The following is an 18,142-nucleotide window of genomic DNA, read 5'->3' on the forward strand; positions in this document are numbered from 1 at the left end:
GCCATGGATTGTGTCTTCGAGGTGTTCCGGTGAGCGCCACCCGGCGCAGCACCGACGGGTTTGCCCTGCAAGTGATGGTCGGGTTGTGCCTGGTCTGGGGCGTGCAGCAGGTGATGATCAAGTGGGCGGCGGCCGATATCGCGCCGGTGATGCAGGCGGCCGGACGTTCCGGCATGTCGGCGTTGCTGGTCGGGCTGCTGATCTGCTGGAAGGGTGGCTGGAACCAGGTGGGGGCGACCTGGCGCGGCGGTCTGTTGGCCGGTGCCTTGTTCGGCCTGGAGTTCTTCTTCATTTCCGAGGGCCTGCAACTGACCACGGCGGCGCACATGTCGGTGTTCCTCTACACGGCGCCGATCTTCACCGCCTTGGGAGTGCACTGGTTGCTGCCCAGTGAGCGATTGCGACCGCTGCAATGGCTGGGGATTGTCCTGGCCTTTATCGGGATTGCCATTGCGTTTGCCGGCGGGGTGTCCTGGGACAACCTTGATTACCGCATGTTGATGGGCGATGCCCTGGGCGTGCTGGCGGGTGCCGCCTGGGGCGCGACCACGGTGGTGGTGCGCGCCTCGCGCCTGTCGGAAGCGCCGGTGACCCTGACGCTGTTCTATCAGTTGATTGTCGGCTTCTTCGGCTTGTTGTTGATTGCGTTGCTCAGCGGCCAGATCACCCATGTCAGCCTGACTCATGTGGCGGTGGCCAGTGTGCTGTTTCAGGGCGTGGTCGTGTCGTTCTTCAGTTACCTGATCTGGTTCTGGCTGCTGCGCCGTTACCTGGCGGCCAACCTCGCGGTGTTTTCGTTCATGACGCCATTGTTCGGCGTCACCTTCGGCGTGGTGCTGCTCGGCGAGGAACTGAGCCTGAACTTCGTCATCGGTGCCGTACTGGTATTGGCGGGCATCACTTTTGTCAGCGCCGAGCAGTGGTTGCGCCGTCGTTTGCGCAAAGCTCTTGGGCAGCACTGACCGGCGCGAGCAACAGACCGCCGGCGATCAACAAGCCGCAGCCAGCGACTACCAGTGCCGGCTGCAAACCGCCACTGAAATGACTGCTCAGCGCCGCCAGCAATGGCCCGCTGAGCTGGCCCACGGCAAAGCAGGCTGTCAGCAGGCCGGCATTGCGCTGGATGGCATGGGGCGCCAGTTCCCGGGAGCGTTGCATCACCAGTTGCATGCAGGCCAGGAACGGCGTGCCGCACAGGATCACACCCAACGCCAGGCCTGGCCCGTTACCCAGCAGGCAAGCGAACACGCCAGCGGCTTGCAGCCATAACGTCGCCATCAACCAGTGACCGGTGGCGCGAGGTTTTTGCCGCCGCAGACACACCAGCACCACACCGGTTGCCGCCGCCAAACCAAAGCATGGCCAGAACAGGTCGGCCTGCCATTGGCCATGGAATTGCGCATTGGCCATTTGCGACAAAAAAGTCGCCGGAATGATGTAGCCCAATCCGTACAAGGCATAGATCCAGCCCAGGCGAGCGATACCTTGATTACCCGAGGCGCTGGCGCTGGGCGCAGCAGTCGCGGTGGCACCCGGTTGTGGCAGGAACGGCAGGATCCCCAGCAGCATCGCCAGCCCTGCGGTGGCGTACACCAGCCACAAGGTGGCGGAAGTCTGGCCCAGCAGATTAGAGCCCAGGGCCAACAGACCTGTCAGGAAAATCCCCAAACCCGGCCCGGCGAAGACCAGGGCGCCGAGCCGAGGTCGACCGGCCTCTGCTGCGAGTGGCTGGCTCAGGGCGGTAATCATCACCAGCACCCAGGCGCTGGCCACGCCGGTGCCAAAACGCAGCAGCAGGTGCGACCAGAAACCATTGGCCCAGAACGACGCCAGGGTCAACAGCACGCAGAGCCACAATCCGCCGAGCAAGCGCCGGTGCACTTGCGCCGGACGCCGGGAAAACATGGCGTCCACCGCACCAATGAAATAACCGAGGTAGTTGGCGGCGGCAATCAGTCCGGCGGCGGTCAGGTCGATCTGGCCTTCGCTGAGCAGGTGCGGCAGTTGCGGTGTCAGGGCAAAACGGCCGATGCCCATGGCCATCATCAGGGCAACGAAACTGGCGGATAAGCGGATCAGGGGAGACATGGTCTGGATTCCGTCTGGAGGATCAATGACCGTCAGGCTAGGACTGATTGACTTTCTTTAGAAATGAATAATAGTGAGTAACTTGTTCTTTTTTGGAGAATGTCGTGGAGTTCAGCCAATTGCGCATCTTCCAGGCAGTGGCGGAAGAAGGGTCCATCACCCGGGCCGCAGAACGGTTGCATCGAGTGCCGTCGAACCTGTCGACCCGGCTCAAACAGCTGGAAGAGCAACTGGGCGTCGAACTGTTCCTGCGCGAACGTCAGCGCTTGCAGTTGTCGCCTGCGGGAAAAGTCCTGCTGGATTACACCGCCAGGCTGTTTGCCTTGCACGATGAGGCCAGCGCGGCAGTGCAGGGCGGTCAACCGGCGGGCGACTTCGTGCTCGGCACCATGTACAGCACGGCAGCGATTCACCTTCCGGGGCTATTGGCGCACTACCACCGCTTGTATCCGGCAGTGAACCTGCAAGTACAGTCCGGGCCCAGCGGTGAACTGCTCGAAGGCCTGCTCACCGGCCGGCTCGATGCGGCGCTGGTGGATGGCCCCCTGGAGCTGGCCGGTCTCGACGGGGTGCCCTTGTGCGACGAGCGCCTGGTCCTGATCAGCGAGGCCGACCATCCGCCCGTGCGCAGCGCGCTGGATGTGCAAGGTCGTTCGGTGTTCACCTTTCGCCAGGGCTGCTCCTACCGCATGCGCCTGGAGGCCTGGTTCGCCCATGACCACGCGGCCATGGGCCGGGCGATGGAGATCGAGTCCTATCCGGGGATGCTGGCATGTGTGATTGCCGGTTCCGGTGTGGCGCTGATGTCGGAGTCGATGCTCGCCAGTCTGCCGGGCCGCGAGAGTGTGGCCGTGCATCCGTTGGCCGAGCCGTTCGCCAGTGCGACCACCTGGCTGATGTGGCGCAAGGGCATGGTCGGGGCCAACCTGAATGCCTGGATCGAGCAGCAACAGGTGGTTTTTCCGCCGACACGGGTGCGGGCACAGGACATTGCCTGAACACAGGCTGATTGTGATGGATTCAGTAACAGATCATTGTGACTTTGCGCGAGCATTGCGTAGGACTTCGGACTATTATCTGTACGAAGGGGCTACAGAACTTTGGCCGCTCGGCACTACCCTGAAGGGGGCACCATGAAAGAGAAAATCCAAAACTGGCTGCATGACCTGGGCGTCGCTCTCGGCTTGATCGAGCCGCCTCTGCAACCCGTGCCTGTTCGTACTGATGACGAACAACGTCGGCGCCAGCAGCGACGCCGGTAATGACAGATATCATCTGACAGGTGAAAGGTTTCCCGTGGCGAGGGAGCAAGCTCCCTTGCCGCTTCGTGTACGTTTGATCACCAGCCTTAGTACCGCCCGATCTCCAGCAAAAACCGGCTCAAATCATTCGCCGTCCTGGCGGTCTTGAGCATCCGGTCTTCCTCCACGGTAAACGCCGTGACACCCAGTTCATCTTCCAGATGGAAGATCAGCTCTTCGATATCATTTTTATCCAATCCCAACTGCGCCAGGCTGGCGTTGTCGTCGAAGTCGTCCCGACCTTCCAGCAGGCGGCTGATGTAGCGATGTACGACAGCACGAAGGGCGGCTTCTTTCATGATCGTTCTTCGAGGAGGCGGGTGTCGTTCTTCCTGCCGGTGCAGTTCCTGTCGTTGAGTACAGCAGGCTTTAGCCGTGTGAGCGCTGCCATTGGTCAATCATGTTGCGTAAGTGCTCCCCGGAAAAACTCCCGAAATGCCCGCCATGCACCGTGCGGATTGACAGCCCGCGCAAGCGTTGCAGGCTGCGGGCGTAGTCATCGAGGTTGGAGTGGTAGGCGTCTTCAATCAGCGGGCCGTCGTAGATGATGTCGCCACTGAACAATGTTTCGGTGGCGGCTTCGTACAGGCAGATGCCGCCCGGCGAGTGTCCCGGTGTGTGCACGACCTGCAATACCCGGTTGCCCAGGTCCAGCACATCCCCATCTTCGACAAACCCTGTGGCCGGTGCGGCCTTGACCCGGTATTCGGCGTAGCACAGCGGGCAATCGGGGTGCGCCTCGAACATGTCGTCGCCGACGAAGGCTTTACTCAGGTCGTTGTCGCCATCGGGCGCCGCGAGAATGTCCGCCTCGGCCGGATGCACCAGGCGTTCAGCGAACTCGTGATGACCGGCGATGTGATCGAAATGGCAGTGGCTGGCCACGGCCACCAGTGGCCGTTCGGTGATCCACGGCAGTTGCTCGCGCAGGCTGACCAGGCCCGAGCCGCTGTCGAGCAGCAGGTCTTTGTCGCGGCCCTGGATGTGCCAGAGGTTGCAGCGGTAGAAAGGCCGGATGTAGGGCTCGTGAATCAGGCGGATGCCGTCGCTGAGATGTTTGACTTCGAACCACTGGTCACGGCTGACGATCTTCATGAGCAGTTTTCTCCAGACGAAAAAAAACGAGTGTGGCAACCGACGCCACACCCGTCGAAGAAAGCATCAAGTCGTTATGTTCAGCTTAGGCCGCGCTGGCCACAGTCAACGGGCGACGGGACAGCAGGCTGACAGCAACAAAGCTCACCAGGCCTACACCGAGGCTGTAGTAGATCGGGGTATTGGCGTCCAGCCCGTCCTTGAACATGAACAACAGCGCGGTGGCGAAGCCCATGCCCATGCTGGCGATAGCGCCGGCGGTGGTGGCGCGCTTCCAGAAAATCGCACCCATCAGCGGGATCAGCATGCCGCCTACCAACAGGTTGTAGGCCAGGGTCAGTGCGCTGATCACGTCGTTCACGATCAGGGCGATGCCCAATACCACGATGCCGGTCAACAGGGTGAACAGGCGGTTGATCGCCAGGCTCGACTGTTTACCGCCACGCAGTTTCGGCAGCAGGTCTTCGGTCAGGGTGGTTGCAGCGGCCAGCAGGCCGGCGCTGGCGGTGGACATCATGGCGGCCAGTGCGGCAGCGATCACCAGGCCACGGATACCGTCCGGCAGGGACAGTTTCACAATCGCGGCGAAGGCGTTGTTGACGTTGTCCAGGTCCGGGATCAGAACGTGGGCAGCCATGCCGATCAGGGCGCAGGCCAGGCCGTAGAGGATGCAGTAGATACCGGCAGCGGTACCGGCAACCTGAGCCACTTTGGCGGTCTTGACGGTAAACACCCGTTGCCAGATGTCCTGACCGATCAGGATGCCGAAGAAGTAGATCATGAAGTAGGTGATGATGGTGTCCCAACCGATGGTGGTGAAGCTGAAGCTCGCCGCCGGCAGTTTCAGCACCAACTCATCCCAGCCGCCGACGCGGTACAGGCAGATCGGCAACAGGATGAACATCAGGCCGACAGTCTTGATCACGAACTGGACGATGTCGGTCAGGGTCAGGGACCACATGCCGCCGATCGCCGAGTAGACCACCACCACGCCGCCGCCGAGCAGTACCGAGATCCAGAACGGCAGGCCGAACAGCACTTGCAGCACGGTGCCGATTGCCAGGATCGAGGTCACGCCGATCATCAGCGCGTAGGCCAGCATGATTACCGCGCTCGCGGAGCGGGCCATCGGGTTGTAGCGTTTTTCCAGGACCTGGGTAACGGTGTAGATCTTCAGCTTCAGCAGCGGTTTGGCGAGGAACAGGTTCAGCGCCACGATCCCGCAACCCAGGGCCGCACACAGCCAGAAACCGGAGATGCCATGCACATAGCCCAGACGCACGGTGCCCACGGTGGACGCACCGCCCAGGACGGTGGCAGCCATGGTGCCCATGTACAGGCTTGGGCCGAGGTTACGACCGGCGACCAAAAAGTCTTCGTTGGTCTTGGCCTTGCGCATGCCGTAGTAGCCGAGTATCAGCATCGCGGCGGCGTAGATGAGTACGACGAATAAATCCAAAGCCATTATGGCGTGTCTCCGATTGTCTTTTTTATGTGAGGCTGAAAATCAATCCCTGTGGGAGCGGGCTTGCTCGCGAAAGCGGTCTGTCAGTCACATCAATGTTGGATGTGCTGCCGTCTTCGCGGGCAAGCCCGCTCCCACAGGTAGTGCGTTTAGTTCATTGAATCAGGCGGCTTGACGCATCGCCGGTTTAGCGAGCGAATCCGTGCTCTTGCTGCGAGGGTCGTTCGGACCGAACACTGCGCTCGATTCCGGGAACAGGCTCAGCAGCGCCAGGTACACCAGCGAGGCCAGGCCCAGGGTCACCGGCAGGCTGATGTCGATACCACCGGCCATTTCGCCCAGCGGCCCGACAAACTGGCCCGGCAGGTTCACGAAGCACAGGCCGACGGCCGCGCTTGGGATCCAGGCACCGAGGCCACGCCAGTTCCAGCCGTGGGTGAACCAGTAGCGGCCACCTTTCTCGCCGCGGGTGAACACTTGCAGGTCATCCGGGCAGTAGAAGCCGCGACGCACCAGCAGGCCGATGATCATGATCACCATCCACGGGGTGGTGCAGGTGATGATCAGCACGGCGAAGGTCGACACGCTCTGCACCAGGTTGGCCGCGAAGCGCCCGATGAAGATGAACGCAATCGACATCACACCGATCAGCAGCGTGGCCTTGACCCGCGACAGCACCCGGGGAAACACGCTGGACATGTCCAGGCCGGTGCCGTAGAGCGAAGTGGTGCCGGTGGACATGCCGCCGATGACCGCGATCAGGCACACCGGCAGGAAGAACCAGCTCGGCGATACCGCCAGCAGGCCGCCGACATAGTTGTTGGCCGCAATGTAGTCCGGCGCCTTGACCGCTACGATGGTGGCGGTGACGAGGCCGAACAGGAACGGAATCAGCGTGGCGAGTTGCGCGGCAATCACCGATACCATGATCCGGCCTTTGGGCGTATCGCGCGGGATATAGCGCGACCAGTCACCGAGGAACGCACCGAAGGAGATCGGGTTGCTCATGGCGACCAGTGCTGCCCCGATGAACGCAGCCCAGAAACCGGCCTGGCCCATGGCGACGGTGCCGGCGTACTGGCTGTCGAATGCAGGGGCGAACGCGAAAACCCCCAGCAGGAACAGCAGGCTGGCCGCCCACACCGCAATGCGGTTGACCCACAGCATGAAGCGGAAGCCATAGATGCACACGGTCAATACCAGCAGCGCGAACAGACCGTAGGCCAGGCCCAGGGTCAGATCGGTTTCCGGCAGATCGATCAGGCGCTTGGCACCGCCCACCAGCGCATCGCCCGAACTCCAGACGGAGAGCGAGAAGAACGCGATTGCGGTCAGCAACGACAGGAAGGAGCCGACGATTCGCCCGTGCACGCCGAAGTGTGCGCCGGAAGAGACGGCGTTGTTGGTGCCGTTGATGGGGCCGAACAGGCCCATTGGCGCCAGGATCAGCGAACCGAGTACCACGCCCAGCACAATCGCCCAGACGCCCGCCTGAAAGGACAGGCCGAACAGTACCGGGAAACTGCCGAGCACGGCGGTGGCAAAGGTGTTGGCTCCGCCGAAGATCAGGCGAAACAGATCGCTGGGCTTGGCGTCACGCTCATTGTCCGGGATCTGTTCGACCCCGTTTGTTTCAATGCTGCTAAGGCTTTTTTCGTTGTTTTTGTTATTCATGATCAGCTCCGATCATAAAGGCGCGCTCATCGTGCGTGAGCATCACCTGTGTTGGCTAAGGGGGTGGCAGCCCTTCCGGCATCGCGGACAAATGTTCGTGGCAGGCCAGCCATAGGCCTTGTTGTTCTTGGCCAGACGCTTGTTTCTTGAAAACAATCGTCTCGCGCTCCTGGCTGAAGTGTTGCTCCCCTTGCATGCGCAACTCGGTGGCCACGTCATGGATGAAAATCGCCACGTCACCCTGCAGGCTGACGAAAGCGTTGCTTGAGGTGCACGAGAGCACCTCGAAGCCATCCTCGGAGCGCCAGCCGTCCCACATCGCCTGATAGGCGTCGCGCGACAGCAGGGGCTGTTCGAGGGTGTAGAAGACGAAGCTGGCTTCAAAGCTGAACGCGCCGAAGTAGGCTTCGCGATCGTTACGGGCAAAAGCGGACACCAGATCGGCGGCGGCTTTGAGCACCTGATCACGTTCGTTCATGACTGATCCTCAGCGGTGGACTACGCCAGGCAGTACGCAGAGCATTTCGTACAGCAGGTTGGCGGCCAGCAGCGAGGTGTTGCCGGTGGTGTCGTAAGCGGGCGAGACTTCTACCAGATCGCAACCGACCAGGTCGAGGCCTTGGCAGCCACGAACGATCTCGATCGCCTGAATGGTCGTCAGACCGCCGATTTCCGGGGTACCGGTACCCGGTGCCCAGGCCGGGTCGATGCCGTCGATGTCGAAGCTCAGGTACACCGGGCCGCCGCCGACTTTCTCGCGGACTTCAGCCATCAAGGGCTCCAGCGATTTGTGCCAGCACTCTTCAGCCTGAACCACACGGAAGCCCTGGTTGCGGCTCCAGTTGAAGTCGTCAGCGGTGTAGCCCTGGGCGCGCAGGCCGATCTGCACGACGCGGTCCGGATCCAGCAGGCCTTCTTCGACAGCGCGACGGAAGGTGGTGCCGTGGGCGATCTTCTCGCCGAACATGTGGTCGTTCACATCGGCGTGGGCGTCGATGTGCACCAGGCCGACCTTGCCGTGCTTTTTATGAATGGCACGCAGGATCGGCAGGGTGATGGTGTGGTCGCCGCCCAGGGTCAGCGGGATCACGTCGTGTTCGAGGATGTTGTTGTAGGATTCTTCGATGATCCGTACGGCATCCAGCAGGTTGAACGTGTTGATTGCGATATCGCCGATGTCGGCAACCGACAGCGAGTCGAACGGGGCAGCGCCGGTGGCCATGTTGTACGGGCGGATCATCACCGACTCGGCGCGGATTTCGCGAGGTCCGAAACGGGTGCCGGGGCGCAGGGAGGTACCGATGTCCAGGGGCACGCCTACAAAGGCAGCGTCCAGGCCGGCAGCGGTATTCAAATGGGGGAGTCGCATCATGGTGGCGATGCCGCCGAAGCGCGGCATTTCGTTGCCGCCCAGTGGTTGGTGAAGAATCTTGTCCACGGGTAGGGCCTCATCGTCGTTGTTTTATTTATGTCGGTTGCCGTTAACGGGAGTACGGGCGAACCTTGTGGCGCCGATTCTGCGAAATGTAGTGACCGGGAAGAATCGCTACGGGCAAATACTTAGTTCAGATTTTTCTAAACTAATGTGCGAGAGATCGATAGACTTCACCGCAACACGAAAGCTGCAGATAAACCTGTAGGAGCTGCCGCAGGCTGCGATCTTTTGATTTCCAGCGGTCTCAGATCGCACAGAGTCAAGATCAAAAGATCGCAGCCTGCGGCAGCTCCTACTGGGCTGTAGCCAGAGCCAGCTGAAATTCGAGCGGTGTTTGGAGAGTCCCAATGGCCAACGCTTTACCCGACCTGAAACTATTGCGCATCTTCGTCAGCGTGGTGCGCCATCAGGGGTTCGCCAACGCCCAGCAGGAACTCAATCTCTCGACGTCGGCCATCAGCACCTACATGAGCCAGCTCGAAGCCGCCCTCGGCCTGGTGCTGTGCCATCGCGGCCGTGGCGGTTTCAGCCTGACCAGCAAGGGCGAGCTGTTCCATCAGGAAACCCTGCGCCTGTTGGGCGAGCTCGAAGGCTTCGAGCAGTACGCCGCCGCCCTCAAGGGTGAGTTGCGCGGTACCTTGAACCTCGGGGTGATCGACTCCACCGTCAGTGACAAGGCCCTGCCGTTCGCCGAAGCCATCGGCGCCTACAGCCAGGAGCACCCGGCCGTGCACTTGCACCTGTCGGTGATGAGCCCTTATGAATTGCAACTCGGGGTGCAGGACAACCGTCTCGACCTGGCCATCGGCGCGTTTTCCACGCGCATGAGCGGCCTGGTGTACATGCCGCTGTACCGTGAACAACACTGGTTGTATTGCAGCACGCGGCATCCTCTGTTCAACGAACGGCGCATCCCCGAGCAAGTCATCACTCAACAGCGCATGGTCGGTCGTGGCTACTGGAGCCAGGCCGAACTGGCGCGCCACGGTTTCAAGCACAGCGCCGCGACGGTAGAAAGTATGGAGGCCCAGTTGATCCTGGTGCTGTCCGGCGCCTACATCGGCTACCTGCCGGAGCACTACGCCCAGGCCTGGGCCGACAAGGGTGATTTGCGGGTGTTGCTGCCGGCGACCTTCGGTTATCAGGCGCCGTTCTCGATGATCGTGCGTCGGGGGCGCAGCCGCGAGCCGCTGATCCAGACATTCCGTGATTTGCTTAAAGCCCAACTGAATCAGGCATAAAGACGATGTCCAGAATTCAATGTCCGCGCTGCCTGCGCCCGCAAAGCCACTGCCTGTGCCCGTTGATCCCAAGCCTCGACAGCCGCACCCGGGTACTGTTGTTGCAGCATCCGAGCGAAGTGAATCATGCGTTGAACACCGCGCGTCTGGCGGCGCTTGGGTTGAAGAATGCCGAGTTGATCGTCGGCGAGGTGTTCGAGGATTTGCCGACGCTGTTGAATCAGCCGGGGTATCGGGCGCGGTTACTGTTTCCCGGCGAAGATGCCCAACCGATGCAGGCGTGTGCCGCGACGGACGAACCCTTGTTGCTGGTGGTTCCCGACGGCACCTGGCGCAAGGCGCGCAAGATGTTGCACCTCAATCCGCTGCTGGCGGCGTTGCCGAGGGTGACGCTGGCCGAGGGCGGCGTGTCCCGCTATCGCCTGCGCAAGGCGCCGGGACCGGGGGCGTTGTCGACGGTGGAGGCGATTGTGCAGGCGCTGGAAACCCTGGAAGCGCCGGCGACGTTTGCGCCGTTGTTGAAGCCGTTCGAGGCGTTGATCGAGGGGCAGATTGCGGCGATGGGGGAGGAGGTTTACCAGCGTAACCATGGACCGAAATAGTCGGTGCCTGTCATGGCCCCATCGCGAGCTTGCTCGCGATGGCGGCAGATCAGTCACCGCAGATTCTGGATACTGCCTACCGCTCCCGCATCGCCTCGGTCCGCGCTTTCAACACCGGTTTAAGCAAGTAATCCAGCACCGTTTTCTCCCCGGTAATAATGTCCACCGTCGCCACCATCCCCGGAATGATCAGTAGCGGTTTCACATCCCCGCCCAAATGGTTTTTGTCAGTACGCACCTGAATCAGATAGAAACTGTTGCCCTTGTCGTCGGTGATGGTGTCGGCGCCGATCAGTTCCAGCTTGGCGCTCAGGCCGCCATAAATGGTGTAGTCGTAGGCACTGAACTTGACCATGGCTTTCTGGCCCGGATGCAGGAATGCAACGTCCTGCGGGCGGACCTTGGCTTCGATCAGCAGGTTGTCTTCCAGCGGCACGATTTCCACCATGTCACTGCCGGGCTGGACCACGCCGCCGATGGTGTTGACCTTCAACACCTTGATGATGCCGTGCACCGGCGAGACCACGGTGGTGCGGGTCACGCGGTCGTCGATGGCGATGCTTGATGCCGTTATTTTCGACAGGTCGGTGCGTTTCTCATTCAGCTCTTTGGCGGCTTCCGAGCGGAAGGTTTGCTCCGACTCGTCGATCTTGCTTTTGATCTCGTTGATCGCCGATTCCGCCCGGGGAATCGCCAGGGTGGTGGCGTTCAGCGAGCCGCGAATCTCCACGGCGCTGCGTTTGAGCCGGAGGATTTCCACCGGTGACACCGCGCCGGTGCCCACCAGCGGTGTGGACATGTTCATCTCTTGTTGCAGCAGCGCCAGGCTCGAACTGAATTGGCCCTGTTTCGAGCGAAACTCGGCCAATTCCTGAGTTTTTTGCCGAAGTTGTTCGCTGAGAGTACGCTGCTCGCTGGCCAGTCGCCGTTGCCGTTGCTCGTAAAGTGAGCGCTCGTCTTCGGCCACTTGCGGGGCCTTGGCGATCACTTCTTCTGACAGCTTGAACGGCCGGCCTTCGGCTTCGGCCGAAAGCCGTTCGACCTGCGCGGTCAAGGCGTAGCGATCGGCTTCGCTTTCACCCTTGTTCGACAGGTAGCGGGTGTCATCCAGACGCAGCAATGTATCGCCCTTGTTCACCATTTGCCCTTCGCGGACGAAAATTTCAGTGACGATGCCGCCCTCCAGGTTCTGGATCACCTGGACCTTGCTCGACGGAATCGCCTTGCCTTCGCCCATGGTCACTTCCTGCAACACGGCGAATTTGGCCCAGACCAGCGCGCTGACCAGCAGCGCGGCGGCCAGCCACACAGTGATTCGCGACCAGCGCGGTGAGTCCTGCAATGAGGCGCCGGCGGTTTCCGGCATGAACTCGGTCTCGGCACTTTTGTTGAAACTGTCGAAGTAGCCACGGGATCCTTGATCGGCAGACATGGGCTACTCCTAGACGGCCGCAGAGCCGACACGGCCCTTGCGCAGTGCATCGATGACAGCTTCCTTCGGACCGTCGGCGACGATCCGTCCGCTGTCCAGTACCACCAGCCGGTCCACCAGGCTCAGCATCGAGGTTCGGTGGGTCACCAGCAGGATGGTTTTGCCCTGGACCCAGCCGTGAAGTTTTTGCCGCAGGACGTCTTCGCTGCTGTTGTCCATGGCGCTGGTGGGTTCGTCGAGCAGCATGATGGGCGGGTCGAGCAACATCGCCCGGGCCATCAATACGGCCTGACGCTGGCCGCCGGACAACAGTTGCCCGCGTTCGCCCACGGGCCGGTCGAAGCCTTGCGGGTGTTGCCGGGCCAGCTCGGTAACGCCGGTCATTTCCGCCACTTCGAGCATGCGTGAGTCGCTGATATAGCGCGCGCCGAGGGTCAGGTTATCGCGCAGGCTGCCGGCCAGAAGCGGCAGGTCGTGGGCGACGTAACCGATTTGATGGCGCAGGTCGGCGACGTCCAGTTGCCGCAGGTCCAGGCCATCGAGCAGCAGTTGGCCTTCATCCGGTTCGTAGAAGCCCATCACCAGGCGCGCCAGGGTGCTTTTGCCTGAGCCGCTGCGACCGATGATGCCGACGCGCTCGCCGGGTTTCACACTGAAGCTGACATTGGCCAGGGCGGGAGTACTCTGGCCGTTATAGTGGAAGGTCACGCCGACAACATCCAGCGCGCCTTGCAGTTGGGTGCGCTCCAGCGGCCGTTGTCTGGCATCGCGCTCCTGGGGCAGGCCCATCAGCGCATCGGTGCTTTTCATGGTCAGTTGCGCTTGTTGGTAGCGGGTGATCAGGCCGGCGATCTGCCCCAGTGGCGCCAGTACCCGACTGCCGAGCATGTAGCTGGCCACCAGGGCACCGACGCTCAGGTTGCCGGCGATGATGCTGTAGACCCCGGCGACGATGGTGGCCATGCCGGACAGTTGCTGGATGAACAGCGTGCCGTTGGTGGCCAGGGCCGAGAGGTTGCGTGCGTGGCTGTCGAGACGGGTGAGGGCGCCGTGGGTGCTTTCCCATTTGTGCTGGCGTTCGCTTTCGGCGCTGCAGGCCTTGAGGGTTTCCAGGCCACTGAGGGTTTCGATCAACAGTGCCTGGCGTTCGGCGCCCAGGCTGAGGCTTTTCTGCACGGTATCGCGCAGGCGCACCTGGATCACCATGGCGAAGATGATGGTGAGGGGGAACGCCAGTATCGGGATCACCACCAGCCAGCCACCGAGCAGGCCGATCACCAGCAGCATCAGCAGGCAGAAGGGCAGGTCGATCAGGCTGGTGAGGGTCACGGCGGTGAGAAATTCCCGCAGGCCCTGGAAGTCATGAATGCTTTGGGCGAAGCCACCGATGGTCGCCGGCCTTGCCTTCATCGCCATGCCGGTGATGCGCTCGAACAGGGTGGCCGACAGGATCACATCGGTTTTCTTGCCGGCGGTATCCAGCAAGTGCGCACGCACGACCCGCAGCACCAGTTCGAAAGCGGTGCCGATCAGCAAGCCGATCGCCAGCACCCACAAGGTCGAAGTGGCCTGGTTCGGCACCACGCGATCGTAGGTTTGCATCACGAACAGCGGCACCATCAGGCCCAGCAGGTTGATCAGGAAACTCGCCAGGATTGCATCGCTGTACAGCCATTTCGACAGCTTCAGCGTATCGCGAAACCAGGCCTGCACCCGAGGCACCAGTGGCGAGCGCAAGTCTTCGAGTTCGTGGCGTGGCCGGGCAAACAACGCCTGGCCACTGTAGTGTTCGGCCAGCTCCTCGGGGCTGAGCCATTGTTCGCCGCCGTCGGCTTCGCTGGGCAGGATCAGCACCTTGCCGTCCTCGCCATAACGGCGCAGCACGGCCGTGCGGCCGTTGTTGAGCAACAGCAGCACGGGCAGGTTGAGTGGGGAGATGTCCTTGAGGTCGCGGCGCAGCAAGCGCGCCTGCAAACCGGCCCGGGCCGCTGCACGGGGCAGCAGGTCCAGGCTCAGGCGTTGGTGTGCCATGGGCAGCCCGGCACTGAGGCTGGCGCGACTGACCGTCGCGCCGTGGAGTTTGCAGAGGATCAACAGACCGTCCAGAAGCGGGTCATCGAAGCTCAGGCGCGGATCGACACCAGTATTGCCGGGTTCCATGCTGGTCACATTGATTGCTCCCGTTGCTCTGCGGCAATCGACAGATATCTGCATATCTCACTGTAGGAGCTGCCGCAGGCTGCGATCTTTTGATCTTGATTGCTCAAAAGCAAAGTCAAAAGATCGCAGCCTGCGGCAGCTCCTACGGCTATTTCATTTCAGGCAGACGAGCTTCGTTTTTCACTTCGGTCTGGGCGATCGCGTCGGCGGGTAGTACGACCCGTTGCTTGCTCAGCAACTGGCCCATGTTCGCCAGGACACGGTACATAGAGAACTCTTCGGTATAGCGCACTTCGGTGTAGCGACGGTTGGCGTTGTAGAGCTCGTTTTCACTGTCGAGCAGGTCCAGCAGGGTCCGTTGGCCGAGGCCGAACTGATCCTGGTAGGCGATGCGTACACGCTTGCTGGTGTCGGCGTACTCACGGGCGGTCGGGGTTTGTTTCTTGGCATTGACCATGGCGTTCCAGGCCAGGTGAATGTTCTCGTTGAGCTGGCGCAAGGCATTGTTACGGATGTCCATGGCCTGGTTGATCTTGTGCGAGTCGGAGGCCAGGCGCGCCTTGTCGCTGCCTCCACGGAACAGGTTGTAGTTCATCACCACGCCGACCCGCCATTCGTTGTCGTGACCTTCGTCACCCTGCACGTTGTTGTTCGCGCCCACTGCCGCCTCGGCGTCCAAGCGCGGGTAGAACGGTGACTTGGCGACTTCGTACTGGCTTTCGGCCGATTGCACGTCGGCCTGGGCGGATTTCAGGTAAGGGTTGTTTTCCACCATGCTCTGCTGGGCTTCGGGCAGGGTGGGGGGGACTTCGCCGCGAATCGACGGCGGGGTTTCGAGCTCATCGGGCATGCGCCCCACAACGGCATAGAAGTTCGACTCGGCGTCGGCCAGATCGACTTCGGCGGTGTCGAGGTTGTTTTCCGCCAGTGCCCGGCGAGCGCTGGACTGGTCGGCATCGGCGTTGCTGCCCACGCCGCGCTGGGTGCGCAGGCCGATCTGGTCGTTGACCCGCAAGTGCGCTTGCAGGTTGTTCTTGGCCAGTGTCACCAGTTCGCGGCGCTTGAGGACTTCCAGGTAAACCTCGGTGGTGCGCAGGGCCAGATCCTGAGCCGTACCCTGAGCGTAATAGGCTCGCGAGTTGACCACGCCTTTGGTGCGCTGGACTTCATTTGAAGTGTTGAACCCGTCGAAGAGCATTTGCCGCAGGCGTAATTCCGATTGGGTGTAGTTCAAGGTTTCTGTGTTGTGTCCGCCGGGAGTTAGCGCCCGGGTATTGGTGTTATCGCTGTACCCGCGCCCATAAGCGGCGTTCAGATCAACCGATGGATAAAAGCCCCCTTTGGCGACCTTTACGTCCTCATCCGCCGACAGTCGGCTGTCTACCCGGGATGCCAGTTCCGGGTGGGTCGCAATGGTGCTCTGGATCGCTTCGGTCAGCGTCATGGCCTGAGCCTGGGACGAGCAGGCCATGGCCAAAAGAACCGCGCTGCAGAGGGGGGTTAATAGGCGCATGTACATCTCCCTGATTCCTGATGGTGCTTATCTGTCGCCAATTATTTGACGACATTTATAGGTAAAGTTGTTTCACATCTTTAACAAAAGAGCTAAGAACATTCTGGAGCGTAGCTAAGAAATTTTTTTCATAACGCTTATGCCAAAAAAAACTTATGCGCTCTGCGAAATCCAGCACATTGTTCAACTCGAAAGCCCTTGTTTTACGAGCTCTCTGGCGCTTATCGAGGGTTTGAGGAAAGTTCCAATCCACTTATCGACAAAGAGCGGAGAAGTGCTGGAGGGGAGGGATGCGAGCGATCTGGTGGTGACGGTTTTTTGTCACTTGAGTGATTCAAGATCGTTACGCATCGCTCACAGGCAAGGTTGTTGCGCACAGGGATCCGATGCCATTGATTGCAGAGGGGTTTTCCTGAAATCGTAAACAGCGCCGTGAGCGACTGGCTGGGCGAGATCGGTGCCGGGGCCACGGCTTACTCAAGTAATCCGGCACCCGGTGCACGATCCGCCAGACAACCCGCTCGAGCCATGAGCACGTTCTTCGCACAATCAAGGTGCCGACAGCGGTTGGCAGCGGAGGAAGTGCACATGGCAACGCTCATCGGAATCGTCAGTAAGGTCATCGGTCAGGTGTTCGCGGTTGCGAGCGACGGCACCCGGCGTGCTTTGGTCGAGGGGGACCGGCTGTTCGCTGGCGACCAACTGACCACTGGCGCTGAAGGCGCGGTGGCGGTGCATCTGCAAAATGGCCAGGAACTGACCCTCGGGCGCGACAGCAGCATGCAGATGACACCGCAGTTGCTCGCCAATCAGATTCCCCATGTGGACTCACCTGAAGCCCTGACGCCGAGCGAAGCGCAACTGACCGATGTCGAACAGCTGCAAAAAGCCATCGCGGCGGGCGACGACCCGACCCAAACCGCCGAAGCCACCGCTGCCGGGCCCGCCACGACTACCGGTGTACCGGGTGGCATCCCGGGCAGTGGCCATAGTTTCGTCATGCTCGAGGAAGTGGGTGGGCGAGTTGATCCGGTCATCGGCTTCCCCACTGCCGGGTTCAATGGCATTCCCGAACTTCCCGAAGAACGCCTGAACGCTAATCCGGACAATGCTGTAGCGGAGCAAGCCCCTGTTGTGCCGCCGGTGGTTGCGCAGGTGCCGAACAATCCGGTCACTTTCGAAGACCTGTCGGAACAGAACGGCGAGCGGACTGTCAACGAGGCCAACCTGGCCGATGGTTCGGCGAGGAACGAAGGCTTACTGACGCGAAGCGGCACCTTCACCATCAATGCGCCAGACGGGCTGAGCAGCCTCAGCATCGGCGCGATCAACTTGATCAGCGGCGGCGTTGCGGCAGGTTTCCCGCAGTCGCTAACCTCCCCGTTGGGCGGCACGCTGACCGTCACCGGTTTCGACCCGGCCACGGGCGTGGTCAGTTACAGCTACACCCTCAACCGTGCCGAATCCCACGCGAGCGGCGAGGGTGCCAATAGTCTTGTCGAACACGTCACCGTGGTGGCCAGCGACAGCAATGGCGACAGCACTACCGGTACAGTGACAATCAACATCATCGACGACGTGCCGCAAGCAGTCGATGACAACAATGGCACCGCCTCGGAAACCCTGCTGACCCTCAACGGCAACGTGCTGGGCAACGACGTGCAAGGCGCCGACCGCGTGACGGTTGGGGAGAATAGCGGCCCCATCACCCCCGGCACCTTCACCGGCACCTACGGCACCCTGGTGCTGAATGCCAATGGCACTTACACCTACACGCTGAACACCAGCGATGCCGATTTCAAGGCGTTGCACGGCGGTGGCGACGGCACCGAAACCTTCACCTATACGCTGACCGACGCCGACGGCGACAGCAGCACTGCCAACCTGGTGCTGCAGATCCATAACAACGATGACCCGATCACGATTGGCGGTTTGAATGCCGGGGGCGGCGAGTTGACCGTCTTCGAGAAAAATCTCAGCGACGGCAGCAACCCGGATACACCAGCCCTGACCCAGAACGGCACCTTCACCGTCACGGCCCTCGACGGCGTGACGACCCTGACCGTGGGCGGCATCGCCGTGGTCACCGCTGGCGTGGCCGCCGGCTTCCCGCAATCGATCACTACGCCGCTGGGC

The 18,142-nt window shown here is 61.4% G+C and carries 16 protein-coding genes; 6 read left to right on the forward strand and 10 right to left on the reverse strand.

Annotation, left to right across the window (positions count from 1 at the left end; translation table 11 throughout):
• Positions 1 to 29: 29 nt before the first annotated feature.
• Entirely contained in the window at positions 30 to 962 is a 933-nt protein-coding gene (locus tag ACM6G4_RS05715; RefSeq protein WP_056721415.1) for a DMT family transporter, read from the forward strand.
• Here ACM6G4_RS05715 and ACM6G4_RS05720 read toward each other — a convergent pair.
• The gene (locus tag ACM6G4_RS05720) at positions 907 to 2,088 is read right to left on the reverse strand and encodes an MFS transporter (RefSeq protein WP_414913237.1); all 1,182 of its coding nucleotides are present in this window, start codon (positions 2,086 to 2,088) and stop codon (positions 907 to 909) included. The genes ACM6G4_RS05715 and ACM6G4_RS05720 overlap by 56 nt on opposite strands.
• 104 nt (positions 2,089 to 2,192) lie before the next feature.
• Here ACM6G4_RS05720 and ptrR point away from each other — a divergent pair, with 104 nt between their 5' ends.
• Positions 2,193 to 3,086: a putrescine utilization regulator PtrR gene (gene ptrR / locus ACM6G4_RS05725; protein ID WP_056721418.1), complete on the forward strand. Its 894-nt coding sequence runs from the start codon at positions 2,193 to 2,195 to the stop codon at positions 3,084 to 3,086.
• Between the two features lie 135 nt (positions 3,087 to 3,221).
• The gene (locus tag ACM6G4_RS05730) at positions 3,222 to 3,350 is read left to right on the forward strand and encodes a PA1414 family protein (RefSeq protein ID WP_007972508.1); all 129 of its coding nucleotides are present in this window, start codon (positions 3,222 to 3,224) and stop codon (positions 3,348 to 3,350) included.
• 86 nt (positions 3,351 to 3,436) lie between these two features.
• On the opposite strand, the gene ACM6G4_RS05735 is transcribed toward ACM6G4_RS05730, so the two are convergent.
• The 6 genes from ACM6G4_RS05735 to speB form a co-directional block, all read right to left on the reverse strand.
• A complete protein-coding gene (locus tag ACM6G4_RS05735; protein WP_056721421.1) occupies positions 3,437 to 3,688 on the reverse strand; it encodes a phosphopantetheine-containing protein in 252 nt (83 codons plus the stop codon).
• Between the two features lie 70 nt (positions 3,689 to 3,758).
• Positions 3,759 to 4,484, reverse strand: a complete 726-nt coding sequence (locus ACM6G4_RS05740; protein WP_414913238.1) for an MBL fold metallo-hydrolase — start codon at positions 4,482 to 4,484, stop codon at positions 3,759 to 3,761.
• A gap of 85 nt (positions 4,485 to 4,569) precedes the next feature.
• A complete protein-coding gene (locus ACM6G4_RS05745) occupies positions 4,570 to 5,949 on the reverse strand; it encodes a sodium:solute symporter (RefSeq protein WP_414913239.1) in 1,380 nt (459 codons plus the stop codon).
• Between the two features lie 162 nt (positions 5,950 to 6,111).
• Complete coding sequence (locus ACM6G4_RS05750; protein WP_056721427.1) at positions 6,112 to 7,623, reverse strand: purine-cytosine permease family protein; 1,512 nt, start codon at positions 7,621 to 7,623, stop codon at positions 6,112 to 6,114.
• A 55-nt stretch (positions 7,624 to 7,678) separates the two neighbouring features.
• The gene (locus tag ACM6G4_RS05755; RefSeq protein ID WP_409079346.1) at positions 7,679 to 8,101 is read right to left on the reverse strand and encodes a YybH family protein; all 423 of its coding nucleotides are present in this window, start codon (positions 8,099 to 8,101) and stop codon (positions 7,679 to 7,681) included.
• A gap of 9 nt (positions 8,102 to 8,110) precedes the next feature.
• The gene (speB, locus tag ACM6G4_RS05760; RefSeq protein WP_056721431.1) at positions 8,111 to 9,061 is read right to left on the reverse strand and encodes an agmatinase; all 951 of its coding nucleotides are present in this window, start codon (positions 9,059 to 9,061) and stop codon (positions 8,111 to 8,113) included.
• 344 nt (positions 9,062 to 9,405) lie between these two features.
• Here speB and ACM6G4_RS05765 point away from each other — a divergent pair, with 344 nt between their 5' ends.
• Together ACM6G4_RS05765 and ACM6G4_RS05770 are read left to right on the forward strand one after the other, a co-directional pair.
• Complete coding sequence (locus ACM6G4_RS05765) at positions 9,406 to 10,299, forward strand: LysR family transcriptional regulator (protein ID WP_007972518.1); 894 nt, start codon at positions 9,406 to 9,408, stop codon at positions 10,297 to 10,299.
• Positions 10,300 to 10,304: 5 nt separating this feature from the next.
• Complete coding sequence (locus ACM6G4_RS05770) at positions 10,305 to 10,901, forward strand: tRNA-uridine aminocarboxypropyltransferase (protein ID WP_414913240.1); 597 nt, start codon at positions 10,305 to 10,307, stop codon at positions 10,899 to 10,901.
• A gap of 76 nt (positions 10,902 to 10,977) precedes the next feature.
• On the opposite strand, the gene ACM6G4_RS05775 is transcribed toward ACM6G4_RS05770, so the two are convergent.
• The 3 genes from ACM6G4_RS05775 to ACM6G4_RS05785 form a co-directional block, all read right to left on the reverse strand.
• The gene (locus tag ACM6G4_RS05775) at positions 10,978 to 12,333 is read right to left on the reverse strand and encodes an HlyD family type I secretion periplasmic adaptor subunit (RefSeq protein WP_056721436.1); all 1,356 of its coding nucleotides are present in this window, start codon (positions 12,331 to 12,333) and stop codon (positions 10,978 to 10,980) included.
• 9 nt (positions 12,334 to 12,342) lie between these two features.
• Positions 12,343 to 14,502 (reverse strand): type I secretion system permease/ATPase, encoded by a 2,160-nt coding sequence (locus ACM6G4_RS05780; protein ID WP_414913241.1) that lies wholly within the window; start codon positions 14,500 to 14,502, stop codon positions 12,343 to 12,345.
• A gap of 139 nt (positions 14,503 to 14,641) precedes the next feature.
• On the reverse strand, positions 14,642 to 16,006 hold the full coding sequence (locus ACM6G4_RS05785; RefSeq protein ID WP_056722286.1) for a TolC family outer membrane protein: 1,365 nt from the start codon (positions 16,004 to 16,006) through the stop codon (positions 14,642 to 14,644).
• A 588-nt stretch (positions 16,007 to 16,594) separates the two neighbouring features.
• Here ACM6G4_RS05785 and ACM6G4_RS05790 point away from each other — a divergent pair.
• Positions 16,595 to 18,142: retention module-containing protein (locus ACM6G4_RS05790; protein ID WP_414913242.1), on the forward strand; the 1,548-nt coding region annotated here is incomplete at its 3' end.

Origin of the sequence: Pseudomonas sp. IT-P258, from assembly GCF_949767825.1 — a bacterium.
GTDB classification, from domain to species: domain Bacteria; phylum Pseudomonadota; class Gammaproteobacteria; order Pseudomonadales; family Pseudomonadaceae; genus Aquipseudomonas; species Aquipseudomonas monachiensis.

Excerpts from the sequence above, each read along its gene's own strand:
- ACM6G4_RS05775 (WP_056721436.1), bottom strand. The coding sequence starts at position 12,333 with ATGTCTGCCGATCAAGGATCCCGTGGCTACTTCGACAGTTTCAACAAA.
- ACM6G4_RS05785 (WP_056722286.1), bottom strand. The coding sequence starts at position 16,006 with ATGCGCCTATTAACCCCCCTCTGCAGCGCGGTTCTTTTGGCCATGGCC.
- ACM6G4_RS05755 (WP_409079346.1), bottom strand. The coding sequence starts at position 8,101 with ATGAACGAACGTGATCAGGTGCTCAAAGCCGCCGCCGATCTGGTGTCC.
- ACM6G4_RS05735 (WP_056721421.1), bottom strand. The coding sequence starts at position 3,688 with ATGAAAGAAGCCGCCCTTCGTGCTGTCGTACATCGCTACATCAGCCGC.
- ACM6G4_RS05750 (WP_056721427.1), bottom strand. The coding sequence starts at position 7,623 with ATGAATAACAAAAACAACGAAAAAAGCCTTAGCAGCATTGAAACAAAC.
- ACM6G4_RS05745 (WP_414913239.1), bottom strand. The coding sequence starts at position 5,949 with ATGGCTTTGGATTTATTCGTCGTACTCATCTACGCCGCCGCGATGCTG.
- ACM6G4_RS05720 (WP_414913237.1), bottom strand. The coding sequence starts at position 2,088 with ATGTCTCCCCTGATCCGCTTATCCGCCAGTTTCGTTGCCCTGATGATG.
- ACM6G4_RS05740 (WP_414913238.1), bottom strand. The coding sequence starts at position 4,484 with ATGAAGATCGTCAGCCGTGACCAGTGGTTCGAAGTCAAACATCTCAGC.
- ACM6G4_RS05765 (WP_007972518.1), top strand. The coding sequence starts at position 9,406 with ATGGCCAACGCTTTACCCGACCTGAAACTATTGCGCATCTTCGTCAGC.
- ACM6G4_RS05770 (WP_414913240.1), top strand. The coding sequence starts at position 10,305 with ATGTCCAGAATTCAATGTCCGCGCTGCCTGCGCCCGCAAAGCCACTGC.
- ACM6G4_RS05730 (WP_007972508.1), top strand. The coding sequence starts at position 3,222 with ATGAAAGAGAAAATCCAAAACTGGCTGCATGACCTGGGCGTCGCTCTC.